The sequence below is a fragment of the Treponema sp. Marseille-Q3903 genome (assembly GCF_014334335.1).
Classification (GTDB): domain Bacteria; phylum Spirochaetota; class Spirochaetia; order Treponematales; family Treponemataceae; genus Treponema_D.
The window spans coordinates 161,116-183,757 of record NZ_JACSEU010000001.1; the positions used below are offsets into that span (position 1 = coordinate 161,116).

Genomic DNA, 22,642 nt, shown 5'->3' on the forward strand with positions numbered 1-22,642 from the left:
AATCGTAAAAAAGTATCTTTTACACTTACACAAAAAATTGGTTTTTACATGCAGCTTCTGCCCCGAAAACTCAACGAAAGTGTACGCTTGTCTATGTACTCAAGGTCGCCTCCCACAGGAATTCCAGTCGCAAGGCGCGTAACTTTTGGAGAACTGGAGAGATTAAGCTCCGTAATCACCTTGTTGATATATAAGGCTGTCGTATCACCTTCAACTGTTGGATTTGTGGCGATAATGATTTCCGTAATTGCCCCGTCTTTGATTCTATTCAACAAAGGCTGAATCGCAAGTTGCGCAGGGCCTATTCCTTCGAGCGGTTTTATAAGCCCTCCGAGAACGTGATACAACCCTTTATATTCACCATGAGCCTCGATTGTAGAGACATCCTGTGGCTGTTCAACAACGCATATTTGTGTTTTATCGCGGATTGGGTTAGAACATATTGGGCACGGATCAGATTCCGTCCAAGTTCCGCAAACAGAGCAATGTTTTATTCTCTCTTGAAGCGTTCCAAGATTTTGTGCAAAGCGTTGAATAAAAGCGGGGTCTTGCCGTAAAAGCCAGTTCACCATTCGCACGGCACTTTTTTTGCCGATTCCGGGAAGCCGCGAAAAATTGTTGGAAAGTTCTTCAAATGCGTTCATTTTACAATCCGAATTTGCCCAAATCTATTCCACCGAGCAAGGAAGCTGACTTTTGTTTAATCTGCTCTTGAACATTTTCTATTGCATTTTTGTGCGCAGAAACAATTAAATCCTGAAGCATCTGAACATCGCGATTGTCGACGCAAATTGGGTCAAGAGTTATGTCGAGCATCTCAAATTTTCCATTCAAAGTGACAGTTACCATTCTGCCACCTGACGAACCTATGCCACGAATGTCAGCTAATTCTTGCTGAAGTTTTTCAGATTGTTCTTTTAGCGCCTGCGTGTTTTTTAGCAATTCAAATGGATTCATCTACATCCTCCCTGCAACAATTGTTCCTTTGAATATATCTACAAGTATTTTTGCCTGAACAGGAATTTCTACTTGTTCAGATTTTTCTTCAAGTTCCATTTCTTTTAAAGCGATATTAAACTGCATTTGGCATTGGCAGATATTAGAAAGTTCTGCAGTAATTTCGCCGGAATACTTTTTTATAAGCTGGAGGTCATAATTATTTTCGACGGTTATATTCACAGAAGTTGCGTCAACTTTCCATTCGCCGGTTTTGTCGAGATTTGATGCCGCAAACGGAGCTGAAATCGAAAGTGCAGCCATGAGGTTTCCTCGCAACTGTGCAACGGCCATCCGCTTTCCATTTGAAAGCGTAAAAAAATCGTTCAGCTGAACAGGAAAACCGGCTTCTTTTGTATGATTTTCAGGAACTTCCGAAGTCGCAAACGGCTGCCCTGAATAATCATCAAAATCTGAGAAGCCTTGATGATCTTCCGGCGGAGAATCAAAATTTGTCCAGCCGTCGTTTTCCATATCTGGATTTTCAGTATAACCGATTTCTGACGGCTCAACGACAATTGCCTTTTGAAAAGATGGCGGCGGCACCGTTTGCTCTTGCTCTACGTGAATTTTTAATTTTTCATTTATTTCTGCCGACTGTATTGCAACTGCATTTTGACTCGCTGATTGTTCAGGCGGCAGCGAACCGCCATCAAGAAAAGGGCTCGATTCTCCTTTTGAAACATCTTCTGACGGAACAGAAACTCCGCCCAGCAGAGCTCTTGCTGCGTCAATAGCTTCTTTCACTTCACTGTTAGAAACATACCGGTTAATCCAACACAAACGGCTGAATGAAAGTTCTAGTTCATAACGCGGAGAAACCGAATAACGAATATCGCGATAAAGTTGAAGATAAATTGAAAGCGCTCTCTCAATCTGAACTGCGTTCCAAGCGCCGAGAACAATGCTGCTGAAACGCTCCTTTGAATTCCCAAGCAGAGACTCTTTTGAAACTCCGCTTTTTATCAACAGCAACGACCTTAGATAATCAGCACTGTTGGAGATAATTTGCTCGATTGAAACTCCACCTTGCAGATATTCGTCCAAAATATTGAGGACTTCATCTGTCTTTCCCACAGCACATCCTTCAAATATTTTGTTCAATCGGTCAATTCCGAGCAATCCGAGTTTGTCCCGAATCTTTTCATAAGTTATATGACCTTCGCTGAACGCAACAACCTGATCAAATAATGTATACGCATCACGCATAGAGCCGGTAGATTCTCGTGCAATCCAAAAAAGAGCTTCATCGTCTGCCTGAATGTTCAATTCTTTTGCGGCATCGGTTAAACACTGCTTTACTTTATCTATTGCAACAAGTCTAAAATTATACTGCTGACAACGTGATTTTATAGTTGCCGGAACTTTTTGCAGTTCTGTCGTCGCAAAAATAAAAATTACATACGGAGGCGGCTCTTCTATCGTCTTTAAAAGAGCATTAAAAGCCGAAGTCGAAAGCATGTGGACTTCATCGATTATATAGATTTTGTATTTTGCATTTACAGGAGGAAAAAGAACTTCGTCTTTAATCTGGCGGATATTTTCAACACTTGTGTTTGACGCACCATCTATTTCGATTACATCAAGGGAAGTTCCTTTTGTGATTTCCTGACAGTTTGCGCACTGCCCACACGGAGTGTCTGTTGGACCTCTTTGACAATTCAACGCTTTTGCCAAAATGCGTGCAGTCGATGTTTTTCCACACCCTCGTGGACCTGCAAACAGATAAGCATGTGCAATTTTTTTTGATTTTATAGAATTTTTGAGCGTTTCTGCAACAAATTCCTGCCCAACAAGGTCATCAAATTGCTGAGGACGCCTTCGGGCTGCTGTTACTTCGTATGACATACGCTGAATTATAATGTGAAAAAACAAATTTTGAAAGTATACTTGCTTACATTTCATTCCGCAATTATACTTTTTAATATGAAATTTTACGGTGAGCTTTTAGTTTTTGCGATGCTTTTAATTACTAACTTGCGAGTCTTTTTTGTCAAACAAGTCAGACGTGACCCATTGGTTGTCCTAGCACCTTTTACTTTCACAATTTCAATTCTTCAGGTTTTTGCATTTGGAATCGATTTTATTACAGCTCTCGGCGTTTTTATCGGACTGCTCGTCTTGCTTTCAAACTTTCACGCAATTTTCCGATATTTCGAAAAACTTTACATTGACCATTACAGTATTTTAATGAAAGTCTGGGCTGTTTTTACAGTGACGCTCTGTGTTTTAGCGGCAGGAATCACAATATATTTTGCGCCGGTAGAAGTTCCAAGCCGAAAACTTAAAATTGCGGAATTTCAGATGCGTTATAAAGGGCGCTTTGCAGATGGATTTGAACTGATAAAACCGTTTGAAAAAGCAAATGCGGTTTTAACGTGCTTTTCACCGAATTTCACTCCAAAAGCTGATTTTCGTTCTCTAAAAAACATCGATAGAGATAAAATCATCATATTTTTCCCCGACAAACGTGGAGACACTGCAAATTACGTGCCGTATCTTCAACAACTTGCGCTGGAAAACTACACTGTTTTTTCAATCGACTATTTTGCAGATGACTGCCGCTGGATGCATTCAAAATTTGAAGATTTAAAAATATCGCGCCGAATAAGCATAGTTGTAAGAAGTTATCTAAATGACAAGCTTTTTGCCTCTCAACGCGAATTTTACAATTACAACATCAAAATGGAAATTGGCGCAAGCATTAAGCTGATAGACGATATTCTAGCCAAATTAGACGGTGACGGTGGCGCAAATGACGGAGATAACAAAGTCAGCACAACTCCCGGTCTCTCTAAAAATCAATACTATCTTGTTTGCGACTGGATGGGAAAAACTTCTCTCGACGAATATCAAAAAAAATATCCGGAAAAAATCCGTGATATCTTCCTGCTCGACTCCGTTGAACAATATAAAACACCCGGTTATGGAGTGATTGAAGAGACAGACCCTTTTCTTGCAACATTGCTCGGTTCAAAACGGGATTCTGCTTTTTCAACATCAAAAATGCTCGCTCTAAAAACTTCACAAAAATTTGGAGGAAAAAATGACATTAAATGAATTTAACAATTATCTCAACGCATTTCTCAAAAAAGAGAATTTTTCCGACGACCCTTCTTTGAACGGAATTCAGATTCAAAACTCATCGCCGGATTCAAAGCAGTTAAAAAAAGTTGCTTTTGCCGTAGATGCGTGCGAGGCAACTGCCCTTGCCGCTGCAAATGAAAATGCAGACGTTCTTATTGTTCATCACGGGCTTTTTTGGGGAGGATGCGAAACAATCACCGGTTCTTTTTACAAAAGAATTGCGCCGTTTATAAAAAATGATTTAGCGCTGATAGCATATCACATTCCTCTTGACGCAAACAATCCTTACGGAAACAACTATGGACTTGCAAATCTGATTGGTCTTACAGAACTTGAACCGTTTGCATTTTGGCATGGAATGCCGGTCGGAGTAAAAGGCAAGTTTTCTTCGCCGCTGTCGCTTGACGAAGTTTGCAAAAAAGTTTCAGAGCACACAAAGACGGAATGCCAGTCGTTCCCATTCGGCAAAAAAGACATTCGGAATGTAGGAATCGTTTCAGGCGGTGCGAGCGGAGATGTTTGGCAAGCTGTTGAAGACGGGTTGGATTTATACATAACGGGAGTGTTTATGCACGACAATTTTCATTATGCAAAAGAGATGAAAATGAATGTAATTTCCGGCGGTCATTACGGAACTGAGATAATAGGAGTAACCCTTCTTAAAGAAAAAATTGAAAAGGAACTTGGGCTACAGACATTGTTTATTGACCAGCCTACGGCTTTATAAGTATATTGGAAATATGACAAAAGAATTAAAATCAAAACTGCTCCCTTTTACATTGACAATTGTAGTTATCATTTTAGATCAAATTACAAAACTTATTGTAGTCAACAATATTCCGCCGTACACAATCGGCACACAATTTTTTGGTGATTTTTTAAGAATCATCCATGTTTCAAATAGCGGCGTTGCTTTCAGCGTCGGTGCTAGCTGGTCTCTGACTATTAGAAAATTGATGTTCTCATTGATTCCTCTTATTGTGATGGGGATTGTGATTGCAGTCTATTTTAGAAATAAAGAGTGGAATAAGACACAGCGATGGGCGATTATGGGAATCGTCGGCGGAGGTTTTGGAAACCTGATAGACCGTATTTTCCGTGCAGAAGGTGTCGTAGATTTTATCGATATTAAATTTTATGGACTTTTTGGGTTCCAACGCTGGCCGACCTTCAACATCGCAGATTCAGCAGTTGTGATTTGCGGAATTATACTTGTAATTTCATTTATCTGCACAAGCATAAAACAAAGCAAATCAGAAAAATAAATTCAGGAGACCGGGAAAAATGCAAGATTTAGATGAACAGGAAAAAGCTCGCCGCAGAAAAGAAGAGATTGAATTCAGAAATAAGAAACGGTATTCAAATTTATTTTTGTTTTTTGGAAGCATTTTTCAAATCGCAATAAGTTTGCTTATAATACTAGGGTTGTGGCTCTTGTTTGCATTTATATTTTTCAAAGTAATTGGAGCTCAAAATCAATATGTTTTTCAGGGATTCACAATCATCATATTTATTGGCGGCTTGATGCTTGGATTTACGATTTATAAAAAACTCGCTCAATATATTATCGAAAAGAAAAACCTCAAAGAAAAACTTACAAATGATGTTATAAAACATTATGCAAAGTTGACTAAAGAAGAACAGGAAAAACTATATAGAAGATGATTGGAATTATCGGAGCGATGGACAGCGAGGTAAATTCTTTATTTTCCAAGATGTCAGCAAAAGAAAAAATTCAGTACAACAACCTTGTGTTTTACAAAGGAAAACTTCTCGAAAAAGATGTTGTCATCGTAAAATGCGGAATCGGAAAAGTAAACGCCGCTTTATGCACACAACTTTTGATTTTAAAATTCAAAGTTTCGGCTGTGATAAACACGGGAATTGCAGGGGCGACCGGTGACGGGTTGAAAATCTATGATTTTGTAGTTTCGTCAGAAGTTGTCTACCACGATTTTGATACTGTTTTTTTCGGCTATAAACCGGGGCAAGTTCCGGGAATGCCTGAAAATTTTAAAGCTGATGCCGCTCTTGTCGACGCAGCGCTCGAAGCGTTTTCAAAAACAGATTTAGCAAACGAGCACAAAATTAAAAAAGGGCTCATCGCATCAGGTGACCAGTTTATTGCAGGCGGAGAACGAAAAAAAATCATTGTCAACACTTTCCATCCATCTTGTGTTGAAATGGAAGGCTGTGCAATCGCACATGCATGTTATGCAAACAATATTCCGTTTGTGATAATCAGATGTATGTCCGACTGTGCAGATGAAAACACTCATGAATCTTATTCCGAAGGCACTGCATCAGAGCTAAGCAGCAAATTTTTGATCCAAGTTATCAAGGAGCTATAAAATGGCAGAAAAAAAATATAATGTGGATTCATTTAATCTAGACCACACAAAAGTAACGGCGCCTTTCGTCCGCCAGGCTGGAAAGAAAGTCGGTCCAAAAGGTGATATAGTCACAAAGTTCGATATCCGTTTCTGTCAGCCTAACAAAGAGTTTATGACAACAGGAGCAATCCACACATTAGAACACCTGATGGCTGAATATATCCGCGACGAAATGCAAGGAGTGATTGACCTTTCTCCAATGGGCTGCCGTACAGGTTTTTATTTTACTGTTTTTGGAGAATATTCGGAAGAAGAAATTGCAGAACATCTCATGCGCGTCCTTGAAAAAGTCGCAGTTTGGGATAAACCGATTCCCGCAACGACAGAACAAGAATGCGGAAACTACCGCGACCACGACCTAGAAGGAGCAAAACATTACGCAAAAATGTGGTGCGACCAAATAAAATCAAAAGGATACAGCGCTTTTATCTAATGTTTGATTTGAGGTCTCTATGAATATTCTTGAAAAACTAAAAGAAACTGCAATTTCGGTTTTGCCGGTGATGGCAATCGTCCTCGTGTTAGGAATTTTCGTTGTTCATCTCGACGCGGTTCTTTTAACTCGCTTTGTTATTGGAAGCTTTCTTTTGATAGCCGGTCTCACAATTTTTCTGCTTGGGGTTGATTTAGGCATTCAACCGCTCGGAGAACGTTCCGGTTCAGAGTTGACAAAAAAACGCTCTCTTCCTCTTTTGCTTTCAGTTGCCTTTATAATCGGATTTATCGTTACAGCTGCCGAACCTGATATTCAAGTTTTTGGAGATCAAGTCCGCAGAATTTTTCCTATGGTAAACAAAACGGTAATCACTTTTGTAATAGCAGCCGGAGTTGGCTTTTTTACAATGCTCGGGCTTTTCCGGGCTGTTTTAAATTTTTCTCTTAAGCTAACATTTTTGATATCTTACACTGCCCTTTTTTTGATTGCAATCTTTGCGCCAAACAGTTTTATAGGAATCGCTTTTGACTCAGGAGGAGCAACGACAGGTCCGATGACAGTTCCGTTTATCATGGCTCTAGGACTTGGTGTTTCGTCTGCTCGAAATGACAATAAAAACAGTTTCGGTCTTACGGGAGTTTGCTCTGCAGGTCCCATAATGGCTGTTTTACTTTACGCCATCTTTTTGAAATTCAACGGGTCTCTCGCCAATTCCGAAGCGATTGGAGCGACAGGCGCTGCCCATTCTGCAATATCATCAGGCGGATTTTTATATAAGGTTTTCAGTTCTTTTGGCGGCGCAATCGGCGCTGTTTTGCACGAATCTCTTTTATCAATCTCGCCTTTGTTTGCAATGTTCATTTTATTCCAGATATTTTTAATCAAAATGACAGCACATCAAGTTACGCGCATAGTGATCGGATTTATATATGCATTCGTTGGGCTTGCAATTTTTTTAATCGGAGTGAATGGAGGATTTTCGCAGGCAGGCGCTGCTCTCGGGCATGCGCTTGGAGCAAAAGCAATAACAGGCGGCAAATTTTGGTATGCGATTTTGATTGGGACAGGGCTCGCACTTGGAGCAATCATCGTCTGCGCGGAACCGGCAGTATGGGTTTTGAGTGAACAAGTTGAAAGAGTCAGCGGAGGCACAATCAAGCGTAAAATGCTGTTGATTTTCCTTTCAGTCGGAACGGCGATCGCTATCGGTCTTTCAATGCTGCGCGCAGTCAGTGGATTTGACCTTAAAATCATTTTAATTCCAGGATATGTAATTTCAATTATTTTGATGATTTTCTGCCCGTCATTGTTCACTGGAATTGCATTTGACTCGGGAGGAGTTGCATCCGGCCCGTTGACATCGACTTTTGTTTTGTCATTTACTTTAGGAGCCGCAGCAAGCGGAAATTCCGGCGACGATTCGTTTGGCGTAATTGCTCTTGTAGCGATGATGCCGCTGATAGCAATTCAGATAATGGGAATCATCTTTAAATTCAAACAGGGAGGCAAAAAATGAACCATGCACTTTTAATAAGCATCATACCTCACAACAGTGCAGAATTTATTGTGGAAGCAGCAAAGACAGCAGGAGCTGGCGGCGGTTCAATAATCATGGGGCGGGGAACTGCTTCGAGCAATATAGTTCAGCTGCTGGGATTTGGTGACAAAGCGCAAGATATTGTCTACATAGTCGTAGAAAACGAAAAAAAACAGGCAATTTTAGACGCAATCAAAAAAGCTTCAGAATCAAAAAAAGAACACTTTGGAGTTTTGTTCACAATTGAAGTAGATGATTTCATAAAATCTGGACATATAACTGAATCGGAAAGCACGAAAAATGCGGCGACAAATTTTGCAAAAGCAAAAAACCACGAAGAAAGTCGAAACGGAGGAAAGAAAATGAACAGCTCATATCAGATGATAAATGTGATAGTAAACAAAGGTTATGCAGAAGACGCAATGGCAGCAGCGCGTAAAGCTGGAGCAGGAGGCGGCACTACAATCGGGGCACGCGGAACTGCACGTGAAGACGACGTTGCATTTTTTGGAATGAAAATAGTTCCTGAAAAAGAGATGCTGATGATTTTAGTTCCATCGGAAAAGAAAGACGAAATTGTAAAAGCTATCACGGCTATTCCATGCTTTGCAGAAAAAGGTAGCGGAATTATTTTTTGCAGCGAAGCAAACGACTTTACACTTTTGGGAAAATAAAATTTTAAAAATGAAAATTTAAAAACACTTGCAAACTTGCTCAAATGATGATAACATTTGAACAAACGTTCATTTGAACAGTTATTCAAGTATTGCCCCGAAAATTCCGGCTTTCTAAAAACTGTTCAAAGAACTTGTTATCAAAAGGAGGGTGTTTTGCAAGATTCAAATATATGCGAATCTGATATAATTCACGAAGACGCAGTCAACAAAGTCAAATCTCAGTTTCCGCCGGACGAAACAATTTTTGATTTGGCGGACTTTTACAAGATATTCGGTGATACTACAAGAGTTCGAATTCTTTATGCACTTGATAAAAGCGATCTGTGCGTCTGTGATATTTCAGCACTGTTAAACATGACTGTTTCGGCAGTCTCTCATCAATTAAAAGTTCTACGAGACTCAAACCTTGTCGCAACTCGCCGAGACGGTAAAATTGTTTATTACAGCCTCGCAGACGACCACGTAAAAGAGATTATCGAATGCGGTTTAGACCATATCAAAGAAAAATAAGGAAAGAAATATGAAAGAAGAGATAAAGGAAAAAGAATCTGACAATAGAGAAAGTTGTCATTGTCACTGCGACCACGAACATCATGAGCATAATCACGACCACCATCACGGAGAACATGACCACAATCACGAGCATGAACATCATCACGAGCACTGCGACGAGGTGCACTCTCACGATGACTGCCACACGCATCACGAACATGACCACCATCACGACGGCTGCAGCTGCGGTCATTGCCACGGACATCACGACGATGATGATGAAAAAGAACTTTCTGTAAAAGCGCTTGTATTTGCAGGAATCCTTTTTGTAATCGGAATTGTCATTGAACATCTTCCGCTTACGACTTATTTTGCCGGTGTAAAAAATATTGAAACAATTCACAAGGCAATTTTCATGGCACTTTACTTTGTCGCATACATGATTACGGGAAAAGGCGTAATAATCGGCGCTATAAAAAATATTATTCATGGAGAATTCCTCGACGAAGTCTTTTTGATGTCTGTCGCTTCAATCGGGGCAATCTTGCTCGGAAAATATGAAGAAGCAACTGCCATAATGATTTTGTATCAAATCGGGGAAAAGTTCGAAGATTATGCGGTAGATAAATCTCGCGACTCAATCGAAGCGATTTCAAAACTGCGCCCTGACCACGCAACGCTAAAAGTCGGGAACGAAACACGAGAAGTTTCTCCCGATGATGTTGAAACTGATTCTATCATAATCGTAAAACCTGGCGACAGAATCCCTATCGACGGAATTGTCACAGACGGAGACAGCTTTATAGATACTTCTGCACTTACAGGAGAAAGCATTCCTCGCCACGTAAAAGTTGGGGACAACGTTCTTTCGGGTTCAATCAACAAGCAGGGTGTCCTCGAAATCCGCACGACAAAACACGCAGGAGAATCAGCCCTTGCGCGCATATTGGATCTCGTGGAAAATGCTACAGAAAACAAAACCAAGTCTGAACAGTTTGTAACTCGTTTTGCAAAAGTCTACACGCCGATTGTAGTTGCCGCCGCAATCTGTGTCGCACTTATTCCGGGCATAATAACTGCAATTATGACGGGAAACTGGAACTATCAAGCGACGTTCTCCACTTGGGCATACCGCGCATTGATGTTCTTAGTTGTAAGCTGCCCTTGTGCGATTGTAATTTCAATCCCATTGAGTTTTTATGGCGGTATTACGGCAAATGCAAAAAGAGGCATTTTAATTAAAGGAAGTGTATATCTTGAGGCGCTTGCTCACACAAAAACTGCAGTGTTCGACAAGACAGGAACTCTTACAAAGGGAAATTTCGTTGTAACTCATGTACATGCGACAGACAAATCAATCTCAAACGGAGAACTCCTTGCCCTCGCTACGCACACAGAAATGTTTTCAACGCATCCTATTTCAGCATCTCTAAAAGCCGCTCATCACGATAAATGTTGTGAAAACGTAAAACTCGAAAATATTGAAGAGATTGCCGGCAAAGGAATTAAAGCAACTGTAAATGGGAAAGAAGTCCTTGCAGGAAATACAAAATTGATGGATATGTTCAATATCGAATATCATGAATGTGCGGAACATCAAGATGGAACAGTAGTTCACATCGCCTGCAACGAAAAATACGCCGGTCATATTGTGATAAGCGATGAAATTAAAGATGATTCGCAGCAAGCGATTGAAGGGCTCAAGAAGATTGGAGTTGAAAATGTTGTGATGTTGACAGGAGACAACGAAAAGGCTGCCCACACAGTTGCGGAAAAACTCGGACTCCACAAAGTATATGATCAGCTCTTGAGCGAAGATAAACTGAAAAAAGTTGAAGAGCTTCTCAAAGATTTACAAAAAGGTGGAAAAAAACGCGGAACGCTGATTTTCACAGGAGACGGAATCAACGACGCTCCTGTTCTTGCACGTGCCGACGCAGGTATTGCGATGGGCGCAATCGGAAGTGACGCAGCAATTGAAGCAGCCGATATAATCATCATGGAAGACAAACCGTCTAAACTTGTTGAAGGCATTAAGATAAGCAGACGCACGTTACGCATAGTCTACGAAAATCTAATCGGCTCGCTTGGAATAAAAGGACTGATTTTGATTTTCAGTGCATTCGGACTTACAAATATGTGGATTGCGGTGTTCGGAGATGTCGGAGTCACAATTCTCGCTGTGCTCAATTGTCTCAGATTGTTGAAGGACAAGAAATAAGCTAAAATGTTCGAATGAATTTAAACAACATTGTAATAGTTTTAGACAACCCTGACGAATCGCGCAATATCGGAGCGGCTTGCAGGGCAATGGCAAACAATGATATTTCAGATTTACGCATTGTCGGAAAGCCTGAAGACTATGACATAGAACACATCCATGTGCTGGCAATTCACGCCGGCACAATTTTTGACAATGCTCATTTTTATTCATCTATAAAGCAAGCAACTGCAGACTGTGCGATTTCTGCGGGAACTACAAGGCGGCGCGGAAAAAAACGCGGAAAATTGCTGCTCCCTGAAGAATTTGCAGAGATGGTAGATAAAATCACTTGCGACCAAAAAAATCTGACAAATGTGGAAAACGACACAACGGCGGAGACAAGTTCAAGAGTTGCAATAATTTTTGGAAACGAGCGTACAGGACTTACAGATTCCCAGCTGGAGCAATGCAACCTCGGCATCACAATCCCGTCATCTGACAATTTCGGCTCACTAAACTTAAGCCACGCAGTTCAAATTATATGTTATCACATGTTCCGCCAAAATCTTAAAAGTAAAGCCGAATACAAAGGGTACACCCCTCTTACTCTTGAACGTTTGGCAAAGACAGTGAAGACAATTACAGATGACATGCATAAAATCGGGTTTTTCAAAATGCCCGGTCGCAAAGATATGGAAAATTTCTGGACGAATATTTTAAGCCGCGCAAGCCTTTCCGAAGGCGAAGCAAAATATCTTGAGAAAACATTCGATAAAATTGCAGGACTCGCATCAAAAAACTTTGGCATTCCGGACGAAAAATAATATAAGTGCAAAATAAGTGCTAGGCAAAATCCCGCCCTATTTGCTGACATACAACCCGATTTGCTGTATTTTTCAGTTTTGTCTGATATAATAACTTTATGAAATACAAACATCTGCTTTTTGATTTAGACAATACATTATATCCTTCGTCTTCTGATATGGACAAAGGAATTACACGCCGAATGCTTGAATGCGTCGCAGAATATTTTAACTGTAGCATAGAGCGAGCGATAGAGCTGCGCAAAGAGCGAATCACACATTATTCAACGACTTTGGAATGGCTCCGCTCGGAGGGAATGTCTGATATTGAAAAATTTTTAGCACATGTCCACCCACAAAATGAAGCAGATGAATTGCAGCCACAACCTCATCTACGAGAGTTTTTACAGAGTCTTCCGCTTCCAATGTCTATTTTGACAAACGCCCCACACGAACACGCAGACAGAGTATTATCAAAACTTGGTGTAGCAGATTTATTTCAAACTGTAACAGATATCAGAGATACGGGTTTCAATGGAAAACCATATCCAAGTGCTTACAAAGCTGCATTAAATAAAGTTGGAGCAGACTTAGAGACAACTCTGTTTTTAGATGACATGCAAAAATACACTGATGGGTGGTGTGCATTAGGCGGAACTTCCGTTTTAATTGGAGACAAAAATGGAAGACCGCTATCAAAAGATGCAAAATCAATGGCTAATGCCGAACAAAATAAAAAGGGGCGTACAATCAGGCTCAAATCTATATATGAAGTTCCTGAAATTTTATAATGATAATCATGGTTAAATTATGAAGCACATCTTATGCATTTGCCTTAGCGCAACAATTCAGCGAACAATCACTTTTGAAAATATAAAACTGGCGTGCGTAAACCGTTCGGAGCATTACAGAATAGACGCATCAGGAAAAGCAGTCAATTCTGCACGCGTGCTAAACATGCTTGAAAAAGGATGCGCTTTGACAATCTGCCCTCTGGGCAAAGAAAATAAAGAGCTCTTTGAAAAACTAGCAGAAAGCGACAATCTGAACCTCTTGTTTGTGACAATTCCCGGCAGCACTCGGCAATGCTGGACTTTGCTAGACAAAACCGCCGGCACAACGACAGAGCTCGTCGTAAGTGAACCCAAAATTATCGATGCAGAAAAAGAAGTCACAGAAAATAAGCTTTTAAAATTAATCGTAGATTCTCTTCCAAAAGTTGATGCTGTCATCCTCTCCGGCAGCCGTCCTGATTTTTGGAGTGAAGACCTTTATGCAACAATCGCCGGGATTTCAAAAGACAATAAAAAAATATTTCTTGCCGACTATATTGGGAAAGACCTTGTGAAGACAATTGAAACTGCAACTCCTGATATCATCAAAATAAATGATGAAGAATATTGCAAAACTTTCGGGCTGAAATTCCCATTGAGCGAGTCCGAACTAAAATCAAATATCACAGAAAAAAGCCGCAAATACAAAAATATCATCATCATCACTCGCGGCATGGAATCTACACTTGCGGCAAATTGCGGAGACTTTTTTGAATGTCCAACAGAAAAAGTGACTGCTGTAAACACGACAGCTTGCGGCGACAGTTTTAATGCGGGATTTTTATATCAGTATTTATCGTCAGGTGATATACCTTCGGCGCTAAAAAAAGGAACGTGGTGTGCCGCCCGAAACGCAGAAGTTGAAGCTCCGGGCAGCATTTCTTAAAATAGCTACTTGCTCAACAAATTATTCAAATGTTTAACAAATTCGGCAGGTTCTTTAAGTTCAACCCCGGCAATCAAAAGCGCTTGTCCGAGCAAAACCTCAGAAACATCTTCTATCAATGCTTTATCATCTGAATCCTTTAGTTTTGCAACAAGCGGATGTTCTCCGTTCACTTCAAGGATCGGTCTTAGTTCAGGTCCCGATTGCCCCATAGCTTTCATCATCTGAATCATCTGATAGCTCGGATCATTTTCATCAACGACAATACAAGACGGATTTTCACCACTTAGAGTCTTTGAAAGTTTTACATCTTTGACTTTATCACCGAGTTCTTTCTTGATTTTTTCAACGACAGGTTTGAACGCTTCAGCTTTTTTTTCGGCTTCAGCTTTATCGCCACCGAGATCTTCATCAGAACCGGAACGATTTACAGCTTTGAGTTCAATCTCATTTTTATATTTTCCAAATCCCGGAATTACAATATCGTCGATATCATCATCCATCACGAGAACTTCAAAACCTTTTTCAACATACGCTTTAAGAAGAGGGTTTGCTCGGAGGTTCTTCTCATCGCTGCCGCTGATGTAGAAAATTGCTTTTTGTTCAGGTTTCATTCTCTGAACGTAGTCTGCAAGGCTCGTGTAATTTCCATCTCCGGTTCCGCTTGCATCTGTAGATTTAAATCTTACAATTTCTGCAATTTCATCGCGGTTCGCATAATCAGAATACAAGCCTTCTTTCATCGGGCGATTGAATGCAGCAACAAATTTACTCCATTTTTCAATTGCTTTTTTGTCGTCTTCCGTGCGGTCTTTTTCTGCGATTTTTCGCGCTTTGTCAGCATCTTCACCCATTTTTTTGAATTCGCTTAGCAATTTTTTTACAGACGCAGATTTTATGTTTTCGAGAATTTTGTTTTGCTGAAGAATCTCTCGGCTGACGTTCAAAGGTAAATCTTCGGAATCGATAATACCGCGCACAAAACGCAAATAGCTCGGTAAAAGTTCACGGTCGTCATCTGTGATAAATACGCGCTTTACATAAAGTTTAACACCGCTCTTGTAGTCAGCCTGATACATATCATACGGAGCAGTCTGCGGAACATAGAACAAAGTCGTATATTCCTGAGTTCCTTCTGCATGAGTGTGAATATAAAGGAGAGGATCTTGTCCATCGTGTCCAAAAGTCTTGTAAAACTCATTGTAGTCAGCTTCTTTGAGCTCGCTCTTTGAGCGTTTCCACAAAGCCGAAGCGCTGTTTACCTGCTCAACTTTGCTTTCGCTGCCAGTCTCTTTGCCTTTATCATCATATTTTTTTTGCTCGTAATGAAGATAAATAGGAAACGCAATGTGGTCTGAATAACGCTTTATCAATTCCTCAATTTTCCATCGGCTTGCAAATTCCTTGCTGTCATCATTTAAATGCATCTCAATCGCAGAACCTGTTTTTTCCGGATTGTCAAAACCGTATTTTTTAGCAGCGTCAGAATCGGCAGCAACCTCTTCAATTTCGTATGAGTTTGTTCCGTCAGAAGACCAGTGCCAGATTTTTCCATCGGAAGCGGCTTTTCTAGTGTAAACATCGATTTTGCCGGCAGCCATAAATGCCGAATAAAATCCAACTCCGAACTGCCCAATCAAAGCAGAATCTTTTGCCGCTTCTGCAGTCAGTTTTTCCATAAAGGCTTTTGTACCGGAACGCGCGATAGTACCGAGATTGTTCGTCAAATCCTCATCGTTCATACCGATTCCCGTATCCTGAACAGTGAGCGTAGGATTTTTTTCATCGAACGAAATGTCAATGCGTGGCTCAAAATTTATCGACTTATACGCATCGTCGGAAACAGTCAGATATTTGAGCTTGTCCAACGCATCCGAACCGTTGGAAATAATTTCACGAAGGAAAATGTCCTTGTTTGAATAAAGAGAATGAATGATTAATTTTAAAAGTTGATTAACCTCTGTCTGAAACTGATATTTTGCCATTTCTTGCCTCTGTTATATCTTTTGTATTGCTTAAAAAATAATAACAAAAATATCAAAATTCAAGAGAATTTGTATTATATGGGAACATTTTTGCTGCGCAAAAACCGGGCTTCTTCAGGTTCCGCTATTCGCTTCATTCCGGCTTCGCCGGAACGCCTTCGGCGCCTTGCGAATCCCTTGTTCTTGCCAGCCCCCTGTTACTCTTCGTCAAACATCGCATCAATCTGCTTTTTATAAAGCTCGTTGATTCTAAAACGCATGATTTCCTGCTTAGCCGAAAGCTCTACACCGACTTCAAAAGGTTTTGTAATCAGCGTGAACTTTGAAATGCGTTCAAACATCTTAAATCCGTTTTTTGAACTGATAAGATCTGCAATTTCAGTTTCATACAGTTTTTGAATGACTTCCGAGTTCAACAGATTTTCAAATGTATCATATTGAACGCCGTTGAAAGCTGCGTAGTTTTTGACTTCATCTTCATCTACTAAAATAAGCGCTGCAAGATAACGCATATCCTGTCCAACGACAACAGCCTGCTTTATATAGCGTGATTCAGATAATTTTGTCTCAATTGGAAGAGGCTCAAGGTTTTCCCCACCGCGAAGAACAATCGTATCTTTAATTCGACCTTTTATCTGGATTTCATTGTGAATTGTCATCACAGCAAGGTCTCCGGTATCGAGCCAGCCTTCTTCGTTTATAACCTTTGCAGTCAAATCAGGGCGTTTGTAATACCCTTTCATGACAGTAGGACCTCTAACTTGAAGAACTCCCTGTTGTCCACGCGAGAGAACAAATCCGTCTACAGGATCAACAACCCTCGCCTCTACGCCACGGATTGCAGAACCGATTGTTCTGAAAATCGGTGCCGCTATAGGTCGAACCGCAACGATTGGAGCCGTTTCTGTAAGTCCATATCCTTCAACAATTTCAACACCAATTGCCCAGAAAAACTCATCTATGAATTTAGGATAAGCACCTCCGCCTACAACTCCTGCACGGAAATTCGTTCCAAGCATAGCCTTGATTTTTCTAAAAACAATTAAATCTCCAAGCCAGTAAAGCGGCCACAACAATGTCCATGGAATGAGGAACAAGAACCACCACAAAACAGGTTTATAGCTCGTTGTGCAAGCGTTTTGGTTGAACATCAGTCGGCTCATGCGCTTCTGAACTTTTGCAACTCCAACAAAAAAGTTGAACATTTTAAGGACAATACCGCCTGTTTTGCGCATCTTTTTTGTAACGCCGTCGTAAACAGCTTCAAAAATGCGAGGAACAGCCGGCAAAATTGAAGGATTGATCTTTTTAAAATCGGCAAGAAGAATAGAGCCTACAGGTTTTGAATAACAAAGCGTAGCTCCCTGAATTGTGATTACATATTCTACTTCGCGTTCAAAAACATGCCAAACAGGAAGAACGCACAGAGCTCTGTCTCCGGGATTTAAGAAAATACGCTCAGGAATTTCGTCTAGCTGAGCAAGGAAATTTTTGTGAGTCAGCATTACACCTTTTGGAGTTCCTGTTGTTCCTGATGTAAAGATTATTGTTGCAACATCGTCTCCTTTTCCTTTCTCAAGCTCTGCTTCAACTGCCCCGTTGTGTTCAATGCGCCATTTTTGACCTTCTTTCATCAGCTCTTCAAAAAAGAGGATTTTTACCTTTGCTTTTGACGCTTCTTCAACAACTTTAGATTTCACATTGTTTTCAAAACATATGATAGTTTCAAGCGTTGGAATTGTATCTCTTATCCCCAAAAGTTTTGAAACTTGAGCTTCATTTTCAGCAATTACGTATCTTGCCTCTGTTATAGAGAGAATTTTTTCAAGGTCATTCAAAGTTGCATCACAACCGCGAGGTACATCAATTGCACCAATCGCCATAATGCCGAGATCTGCCTGAAACCATTCAGCGCGGTTATCGGAGATAAGCCCTATTTTTTCTTCACGAGCAATACCAAGGCTCAAAAGAGCTGCTCCAAAATCAAGTGCAAGTTGAAACATCTCTCTGTATAAAACAGGTTCAAATTCACCTTCCGGTGTTCTTTTCATCTGAGCGGGAATCTCTGCATACTTTTCAGCAGAGTCTTTAATCATTTTAGGAACCGTGTAGCTATCATCAAAAATCATACTACTAATCTCCAATTTCCAAAATTAAGTTTTCAGGATAAATGACACTTTGGTTGCTTTTTGTCATTTTGACTCAGTATATATAACTTTCAAGAGTAAAGCAAGAGCCTTTTTTTTCATTTCCATAGTTAAAAATTCTGAAACTACCCAAGATTTGTATAAATTGTAAACTAATAAGTGTTAGTTTCCGATAAAAGAAATATGAGCAAAAAAAATATTTCTCAAGAAAAAATTATTCAGGCATTTATAAAAAGTGCGTTCGAAAAAAGCGCCGGAGCAACATCTCTTGCAGATGTGTCTGAAATTTTGGAAATAAAAAAGGCATCGCTCTACAATCACTTTGAAAGCCGAGATGCAATGTACGGCGCAACTTTGGAATACTGCGCAAAACAAGTTGCCGATGTCAGTTTTTTACCAGCAAAAACGCTAGAAGCAATCAAAAGCAATAAAATCAATCCATCAACACAGTTTAAAAAACTTATCACACGATATTTTGACCTTTATGAAAACGAACCTTTTTTTGAGATTTATACACTTGTCCATACAGAACAATACTTTCAGCTTGAAGCTCTTAAAATTGTTGAAAAAGAAACAGAAGATATAATCGATTCGATATTTAAGATTCTGCGAGAATTTTCGCTGACAGGTAAGATTTCGGGAAAAACTGATAAAGAACTTAAAGAAGCTTCATCTATAATAAGTGCAATAATTATTCAACAGAGGGATTTTTACATTGTGAAGAAAAAGGAAACCGTTCGTCAAAACCCGGAAAGTGGAGCAGGAAGTCTATTTGCATTGCCAACTGACGAAACTTTTCTGAACAAAACTGTAAAACTCGTAGACAACTTTATTAAAGCTTTGTAAACGATTTGTAAATTTCATCGATTTCTTTTGTATAACTTCCATCAGGCTCTCGCACTATGAGAGGAGGCTCCACCTTTAAATCCGGATTGGCGTTTTTTCTCGCTTCAATTAAAACGATATTTGCATTTTCGTCCCTAAAAGGATAAACAACCCGCATTCTTTTTGGTTCAAGATTGTGACGGGCAAAACTTGCAAAAATTTCTCCGAGCCTCGAAGGTCTGTGAACAATGAAAAATTTCCCATGAGGAGCAAGCAGATAATCGGCAGCAGCAACGACATCTTCCAGATTGCACAAAATTTCATGACGAGCAATTGCAAGAGCCTGATTCAGGTTTGAAACACCGATTTTATCATTCATATACGGAGGATTTGAAACAACATCTGAAAAACTGTGCTTTGCAAAAAGAAAACTCACTTTTTTTATATCTGCATTTACGACTTCAATCTTTGATTCGAGCCCGTTTAATTTTACGCTGCGCCTCGCCATATCAGCAGATTCTTGTTGTATTTCAAGCGCGGTAAAATGTGCTGAATCACAGCGACTTTCCATCAAAAGCGGAATAATCCCAGTCCCTGTCCCAAGTTCACAGAGTTTTGCTCCTCTGCGGACATTTGATGCTGCAAAATCAGCGAGAAGAACTGCATCAATTCCGAACTGGAAGCGCTCTGAATCTTGAATAATTTTATTCCCGTTTTGAAGAATATCGACTTGTTCCATAATTTGTAATTTTAATAACTTTGGTATATAATATAAATATCATAAACTTTTAAGTCACACAAAACTTAAAGGTTTTTCGTTTTTTTAGGAGAATTTTATGAAAAAATTATTGTCAGTTTTTACAGTCTTGTTTTTGCTTTCAGCGACAGCAGTTTTTGCACAAGAGGACAATTCAGATGCGCCCGTTCAGAAAAAGGGTTTTGGATTTAGAGATGAACTCGGCTTAAAATATTTGATCAGCGAACACCCTTTCTTTGATTTGGAATACGGACATATTTTTGAAAATAGATTGGGATTTAATTTTGACTTTGGAATCCATTATGAGTCTGACGTTAATGTCAACACTAATATTCAATTGTCGTATCAACTTTACGAAACCAGAGCAGGCAACTGGTTTAATACGCGCCTTTATTTGTGGGGATTGGGCGGTTTTAGATATGAAAAAGGCACTGAATATCAATCATATTTTGACAGCGCAACTAATCAAACTGTTTCAACGTACACCCCATATACACGCAATATTGCAATGGCAGGGTTCGGATTTGGAATCGATTTTCTTTTTGTAAGACATCTCTATTTTCCTATTCAAGTTGGATTTATTAGCGAATTTTTTGACAGAAACACTATTTCATTTGCATTGATGTCAGGAATCGGCTACAGATTCTAATTTAGGCAAAAAGGCAGGCAACCGCTTTGAGCAAAGCGATTGCCTGCCTTTTTTTTATATTTTGCAAGTTTTAAATTCAAGCCTTTTTATCTTCTTTTGCCGAACAATCTCAAAAGGCTAAGGAAAATATTTATAAAATCAAGATACAGTTGAAGTGCTCCAAAAATAGCCGCTTTTTTGCAAACTTCTGAATCAGAAGCATAGCCTGCCGCATTGTATATTCTCTGAGAATCATAAGCGGTAAGCCCCGCAAACAAAACTACAGAAACTAAAGAAATCAACCAATCCAGCTTTGAAGACTTAAAGAAAATGTTTAATAGAGATGCTATCAACACGCCCCACAAAATCATAATCAAGTAACGCCCTGCTGATGCGAGGTTTTGTTTTGTAAGTGCACCGTAAACTGCCATTCCGCAAAACATCAAAGCCGCAACAATAAAAACGTTCATAATTGAACCTAGCTGATACACAAAGAAAATCGACGACAATGTAGCGCCGTTTATGACTGCATAGACTATAAAAGCAATCGCCGCAGCTCCAACCGAAATCTTTCTGATTGCCGAAGATAGCCAGATTACAAGCCCGATTTCGACAATTGCAAGAACAAAAAATCCCATCGCACCATTTGAAAATAAAAGCTTCAAAAGAGCGGAATTGCTAACTGTAAAAAATGCACTGACTGCGCTGATAAGCAGAGCAAGCCCCATCCAGCCATAAGTGCGAACCATAAATTTCTGTTTTTCGTTTTTTGCCGTGTCTTTAGTCTTTGATAAATAAGCTTCATTCATATCCATTGTGACGCTCCTGTATTTTGTTTATTTAAACATACCAATAACGGTCATATAATGCAAACAAAAAAATTAATAAAAAGTTACTCTGATTCCTCGCATGCCAACCGAGAGCGGCTCCTGAACTTGCGCTCCCATGCAGATTGCAGACAAAAAATTTTCTCCACCCTATGATTAACTTTTCAAAATTTTGTATAATCGTGCTGAGGTGAATTTTGAACTGGCAACCTGCAAATTTTGATAATGTTGAACAACTGCAAAAATGTGCAATCAACAACAACGTTCTTGCAAACAATTACAGTGCAGTTAATTCTATTCTATATGGGAAAAAATTTAATTCCAGCATCTCGATAAATGGCGGCTGGATTTTTGAAAAATATTACAAAGGAAAATGTCCTGTCTATTGTTTTCCACACAACATCGAAGGCGATAATTCAGAGCTGAACAGCGCGCTCAACCTCATTGTTGAAGACTCAAAGGAATATGGGTGCGAGCTGAAATTCAGGAATGTCACAGAGCAGCAAAAAGACAAACTCTTACAATTTTTAAAAAATGTAGAAGTTATAGAGCTGCCGGAACTAAGCGATTATATTTATCTTTCAGAAAATCTTGCAAAGCTTCCGGGCAAAACTTACAGCAAAAAACGAAATCACGTAAATCAATTTAAAAAGAAGCACCCAAATTTCCGCTTTGAAAAACTTTCTCCGGAAAATCTTGATGCAGCCCGCGAGGTCGAAAACACATGGCTTTCCGAGAGTATTGAAAATGAAGATAAAAACGATTCTCTTGCAGATTTGCAAAATGAAAAACTTATGATTTTTGAAGTTTTTGACAATTTTGAGTTTTTTTCAAAAACATGCGGAATGTCCGGCGGAATTGTTTATGAAGAAGAAAAACCGTTTGCGTTTTGTCTTGCAAGCGAATTGAGCACAGATGTTACAGATATCCACTTTGAAAAATGCATCTCTCCCTTTGCCCACGACGGCGGCTATGCAATCATAAACATGGAATTTGCAAAAACAGTGAAGACAAAATACATAAACCGCGAAGAAGATTTAGGAATTGAAGGATTGAGAAAAGCAAAACTCTCATATTACCCGGAAATGCTTATCGATAAGTTTTTATGCAAAATCATCTGATGTTGAAAC

At 39.7% G+C, this 22,642-nt stretch carries 23 protein-coding genes; 16 read left to right on the forward strand and 7 right to left on the reverse strand.

The window, feature by feature from the left end; genetic code table 11:
* Positions 1-44 precede the first annotated feature (44 nt).
* The 3 genes from recR to dnaX are packed head-to-tail and all read right to left on the reverse strand — an operon-like array spanning position 45 to position 2,844.
* Entirely contained in the window at positions 45-644 is a 600-nt protein-coding gene (gene recR / locus H9I37_RS00770) for a recombination mediator RecR (RefSeq protein ID WP_187380580.1), read from the reverse strand.
* Between the two features lies 1 nt (position 645).
* Positions 646-957 (reverse strand): YbaB/EbfC family nucleoid-associated protein, encoded by a 312-nt coding sequence (locus H9I37_RS00775; RefSeq protein ID WP_187380581.1) that lies wholly within the window; start codon positions 955-957, stop codon positions 646-648.
* Positions 958-2,844, reverse strand: coding sequence for a DNA polymerase III subunit gamma/tau (gene dnaX, locus H9I37_RS00780; protein ID WP_187380582.1), 1,887 nt, complete (start codon positions 2,842-2,844; stop codon positions 958-960).
* A gap of 78 nt (positions 2,845-2,922) precedes the next feature.
* Between dnaX and H9I37_RS00785 the strand changes: the two genes are divergently transcribed.
* The 13 genes from H9I37_RS00785 to H9I37_RS00845 all read left to right on the forward strand — a co-directional run bounded on the left by H9I37_RS00785 (position 2,923) and on the right by H9I37_RS00845 (position 14,343).
* Positions 2,923-4,056: a hypothetical protein gene (locus tag H9I37_RS00785; RefSeq protein ID WP_187380583.1), complete on the forward strand. Its 1,134-nt coding sequence runs from the start codon at positions 2,923-2,925 to the stop codon at positions 4,054-4,056.
* Positions 4,043-4,810 (forward strand): Nif3-like dinuclear metal center hexameric protein, encoded by a 768-nt coding sequence (locus tag H9I37_RS00790; RefSeq protein WP_187380584.1) that lies wholly within the window; start codon positions 4,043-4,045, stop codon positions 4,808-4,810. Before H9I37_RS00785 ends, H9I37_RS00790 begins: the two co-directional genes overlap by 14 nt.
* Positions 4,811-4,823: 13 nt before the next feature.
* On the forward strand, positions 4,824-5,348 hold the full coding sequence (gene lspA / locus H9I37_RS00795) for a signal peptidase II (RefSeq protein ID WP_187380585.1): 525 nt from the start codon (positions 4,824-4,826) through the stop codon (positions 5,346-5,348).
* Positions 5,349-5,367: 19 nt separating this feature from the next.
* Positions 5,368-5,748: a hypothetical protein gene (locus H9I37_RS00800; protein ID WP_187380586.1), complete on the forward strand. Its 381-nt coding sequence runs from the start codon at positions 5,368-5,370 to the stop codon at positions 5,746-5,748.
* Positions 5,745-6,434: a 5'-methylthioadenosine/adenosylhomocysteine nucleosidase gene (locus H9I37_RS00805; RefSeq protein WP_187380587.1), complete on the forward strand. Its 690-nt coding sequence runs from the start codon at positions 5,745-5,747 to the stop codon at positions 6,432-6,434. The genes H9I37_RS00800 and H9I37_RS00805 overlap by 4 nt, the downstream gene beginning before the upstream one ends.
* A gap of 1 nt (position 6,435) precedes the next feature.
* Positions 6,436-6,909, forward strand: coding sequence for an S-ribosylhomocysteine lyase (locus H9I37_RS00810; RefSeq protein ID WP_187380588.1), 474 nt, complete (start codon positions 6,436-6,438; stop codon positions 6,907-6,909).
* 19 nt (positions 6,910-6,928) lie between these two features.
* Positions 6,929-8,428: a DUF1538 domain-containing protein gene (locus H9I37_RS00815; protein WP_187380589.1), complete on the forward strand. Its 1,500-nt coding sequence runs from the start codon at positions 6,929-6,931 to the stop codon at positions 8,426-8,428.
* Complete coding sequence (locus H9I37_RS00820) at positions 8,425-9,123, forward strand: P-II family nitrogen regulator (RefSeq protein ID WP_187380590.1); 699 nt, start codon at positions 8,425-8,427, stop codon at positions 9,121-9,123. Before H9I37_RS00815 ends, H9I37_RS00820 begins: the two co-directional genes overlap by 4 nt.
* Positions 9,124-9,279: 156 nt before the next feature.
* A complete protein-coding gene (locus H9I37_RS00825; protein WP_187380591.1) occupies positions 9,280-9,636 on the forward strand; it encodes an ArsR/SmtB family transcription factor in 357 nt (118 codons plus the stop codon).
* 10 nt (positions 9,637-9,646) lie between these two features.
* A complete protein-coding gene (locus H9I37_RS00830) occupies positions 9,647-11,839 on the forward strand; it encodes a heavy metal translocating P-type ATPase (RefSeq protein ID WP_187380592.1) in 2,193 nt (730 codons plus the stop codon).
* Between the two features lie 14 nt (positions 11,840-11,853).
* Positions 11,854-12,645, forward strand: coding sequence for an RNA methyltransferase (locus H9I37_RS00835; protein ID WP_187380593.1), 792 nt, complete (start codon positions 11,854-11,856; stop codon positions 12,643-12,645).
* A gap of 98 nt (positions 12,646-12,743) precedes the next feature.
* Entirely contained in the window at positions 12,744-13,415 is a 672-nt protein-coding gene (locus tag H9I37_RS00840; protein WP_187380594.1) for an HAD-IA family hydrolase, read from the forward strand.
* A gap of 19 nt (positions 13,416-13,434) precedes the next feature.
* Positions 13,435-14,343, forward strand: a complete 909-nt coding sequence (locus tag H9I37_RS00845; protein WP_187380595.1) for a 1-phosphofructokinase family hexose kinase — start codon at positions 13,435-13,437, stop codon at positions 14,341-14,343.
* A 5-nt stretch (positions 14,344-14,348) separates the two neighbouring features.
* Here H9I37_RS00845 and htpG read toward each other — a convergent pair whose 3' ends face one another.
* Both htpG and H9I37_RS00855 read right to left on the reverse strand, forming a co-directional pair.
* Positions 14,349-16,328 carry a molecular chaperone HtpG gene (htpG, locus tag H9I37_RS00850; protein WP_187380596.1) on the reverse strand — a complete coding sequence of 660 codons (1,980 nt, stop codon included), beginning with the start codon at positions 16,326-16,328 and terminating at the stop codon, positions 14,349-14,351.
* Between the two features lie 197 nt (positions 16,329-16,525).
* Complete coding sequence (locus tag H9I37_RS00855; RefSeq protein ID WP_187380597.1) at positions 16,526-18,457, reverse strand: AMP-dependent synthetase/ligase; 1,932 nt, start codon at positions 18,455-18,457, stop codon at positions 16,526-16,528.
* A gap of 201 nt (positions 18,458-18,658) precedes the next feature.
* Here H9I37_RS00855 and H9I37_RS00860 point away from each other — a divergent pair, with 201 nt between their 5' ends.
* On the forward strand, positions 18,659-19,321 hold the full coding sequence (locus tag H9I37_RS00860; protein WP_187380598.1) for a TetR/AcrR family transcriptional regulator: 663 nt from the start codon (positions 18,659-18,661) through the stop codon (positions 19,319-19,321).
* Here the strand turns inward: H9I37_RS00860 and H9I37_RS00865 are convergent.
* Positions 19,308-20,039, reverse strand: a complete 732-nt coding sequence (locus H9I37_RS00865; RefSeq protein ID WP_187380599.1) for a tRNA1(Val) (adenine(37)-N6)-methyltransferase — start codon at positions 20,037-20,039, stop codon at positions 19,308-19,310. The two genes, H9I37_RS00860 and H9I37_RS00865, sit on opposite strands and share 14 nt — an antisense overlap.
* Positions 20,040-20,136: 97 nt before the next feature.
* Between H9I37_RS00865 and H9I37_RS00870 the strand changes: the two genes are divergently transcribed.
* Positions 20,137-20,706 (forward strand): hypothetical protein, encoded by a 570-nt coding sequence (locus H9I37_RS00870; protein WP_187380600.1) that lies wholly within the window; start codon positions 20,137-20,139, stop codon positions 20,704-20,706.
* Positions 20,707-20,792: 86 nt separating this feature from the next.
* Here the strand turns inward: H9I37_RS00870 and H9I37_RS00875 are convergent, their stop codons facing one another.
* A complete protein-coding gene (locus H9I37_RS00875; protein ID WP_370586884.1) occupies positions 20,793-21,500 on the reverse strand; it encodes a Bax inhibitor-1/YccA family protein in 708 nt (235 codons plus the stop codon).
* 209 nt (positions 21,501-21,709) lie between these two features.
* On the opposite strand from H9I37_RS00875, the gene H9I37_RS00880 reads away from it, so the two are divergent.
* Positions 21,710-22,633 carry a DUF2156 domain-containing protein gene (locus tag H9I37_RS00880; protein ID WP_187380601.1) on the forward strand — a complete coding sequence of 308 codons (924 nt, stop codon included), beginning with the start codon at positions 21,710-21,712 and terminating at the stop codon, positions 22,631-22,633.
* Positions 22,634-22,642 lie beyond the last annotated feature (9 nt).

Bases quoted from the DNA above. Each gene is read 5' to 3' on its own strand.
- recR (WP_187380580.1), bottom strand. From the start codon at position 644: ATGAACGCATTTGAAGAACTTTCCAACAATTTTTCGCGGCTTCCCGGA.
- H9I37_RS00775 (WP_187380581.1), bottom strand. From the start codon at position 957: ATGAATCCATTTGAATTGCTAAAAAACACGCAGGCGCTAAAAGAACAA.
- dnaX (WP_187380582.1), bottom strand. From the start codon at position 2,844: ATGTCATACGAAGTAACAGCAGCCCGAAGGCGTCCTCAGCAATTTGAT.
- H9I37_RS00785 (WP_187380583.1), top strand. From the start codon at position 2,923: ATGAAATTTTACGGTGAGCTTTTAGTTTTTGCGATGCTTTTAATTACT.
- H9I37_RS00790 (WP_187380584.1), top strand. From the start codon at position 4,043: ATGACATTAAATGAATTTAACAATTATCTCAACGCATTTCTCAAAAAA.
- lspA (WP_187380585.1), top strand. From the start codon at position 4,824: ATGACAAAAGAATTAAAATCAAAACTGCTCCCTTTTACATTGACAATT.
- H9I37_RS00800 (WP_187380586.1), top strand. From the start codon at position 5,368: ATGCAAGATTTAGATGAACAGGAAAAAGCTCGCCGCAGAAAAGAAGAG.
- H9I37_RS00805 (WP_187380587.1), top strand. From the start codon at position 5,745: ATGATTGGAATTATCGGAGCGATGGACAGCGAGGTAAATTCTTTATTT.
- H9I37_RS00810 (WP_187380588.1), top strand. From the start codon at position 6,436: ATGGCAGAAAAAAAATATAATGTGGATTCATTTAATCTAGACCACACA.
- H9I37_RS00815 (WP_187380589.1), top strand. From the start codon at position 6,929: ATGAATATTCTTGAAAAACTAAAAGAAACTGCAATTTCGGTTTTGCCG.
- H9I37_RS00820 (WP_187380590.1), top strand. From the start codon at position 8,425: ATGAACCATGCACTTTTAATAAGCATCATACCTCACAACAGTGCAGAA.
- H9I37_RS00830 (WP_187380592.1), top strand. From the start codon at position 9,647: ATGAAAGAAGAGATAAAGGAAAAAGAATCTGACAATAGAGAAAGTTGT.
- H9I37_RS00835 (WP_187380593.1), top strand. From the start codon at position 11,854: ATGAATTTAAACAACATTGTAATAGTTTTAGACAACCCTGACGAATCG.
- H9I37_RS00840 (WP_187380594.1), top strand. From the start codon at position 12,744: ATGAAATACAAACATCTGCTTTTTGATTTAGACAATACATTATATCCT.
- H9I37_RS00845 (WP_187380595.1), top strand. From the start codon at position 13,435: ATGAAGCACATCTTATGCATTTGCCTTAGCGCAACAATTCAGCGAACA.
- htpG (WP_187380596.1), bottom strand. From the start codon at position 16,328: ATGGCAAAATATCAGTTTCAGACAGAGGTTAATCAACTTTTAAAATTA.
- H9I37_RS00855 (WP_187380597.1), bottom strand. From the start codon at position 18,457: ATGATTTTTGATGATAGCTACACGGTTCCTAAAATGATTAAAGACTCT.
- H9I37_RS00860 (WP_187380598.1), top strand. From the start codon at position 18,659: ATGAGCAAAAAAAATATTTCTCAAGAAAAAATTATTCAGGCATTTATA.
- H9I37_RS00865 (WP_187380599.1), bottom strand. From the start codon at position 20,039: ATGGAACAAGTCGATATTCTTCAAAACGGGAATAAAATTATTCAAGAT.
- H9I37_RS00870 (WP_187380600.1), top strand. From the start codon at position 20,137: ATGAAAAAATTATTGTCAGTTTTTACAGTCTTGTTTTTGCTTTCAGCG.
- H9I37_RS00875 (WP_370586884.1), bottom strand. From the start codon at position 21,500: ATGGATATGAATGAAGCTTATTTATCAAAGACTAAAGACACGGCAAAA.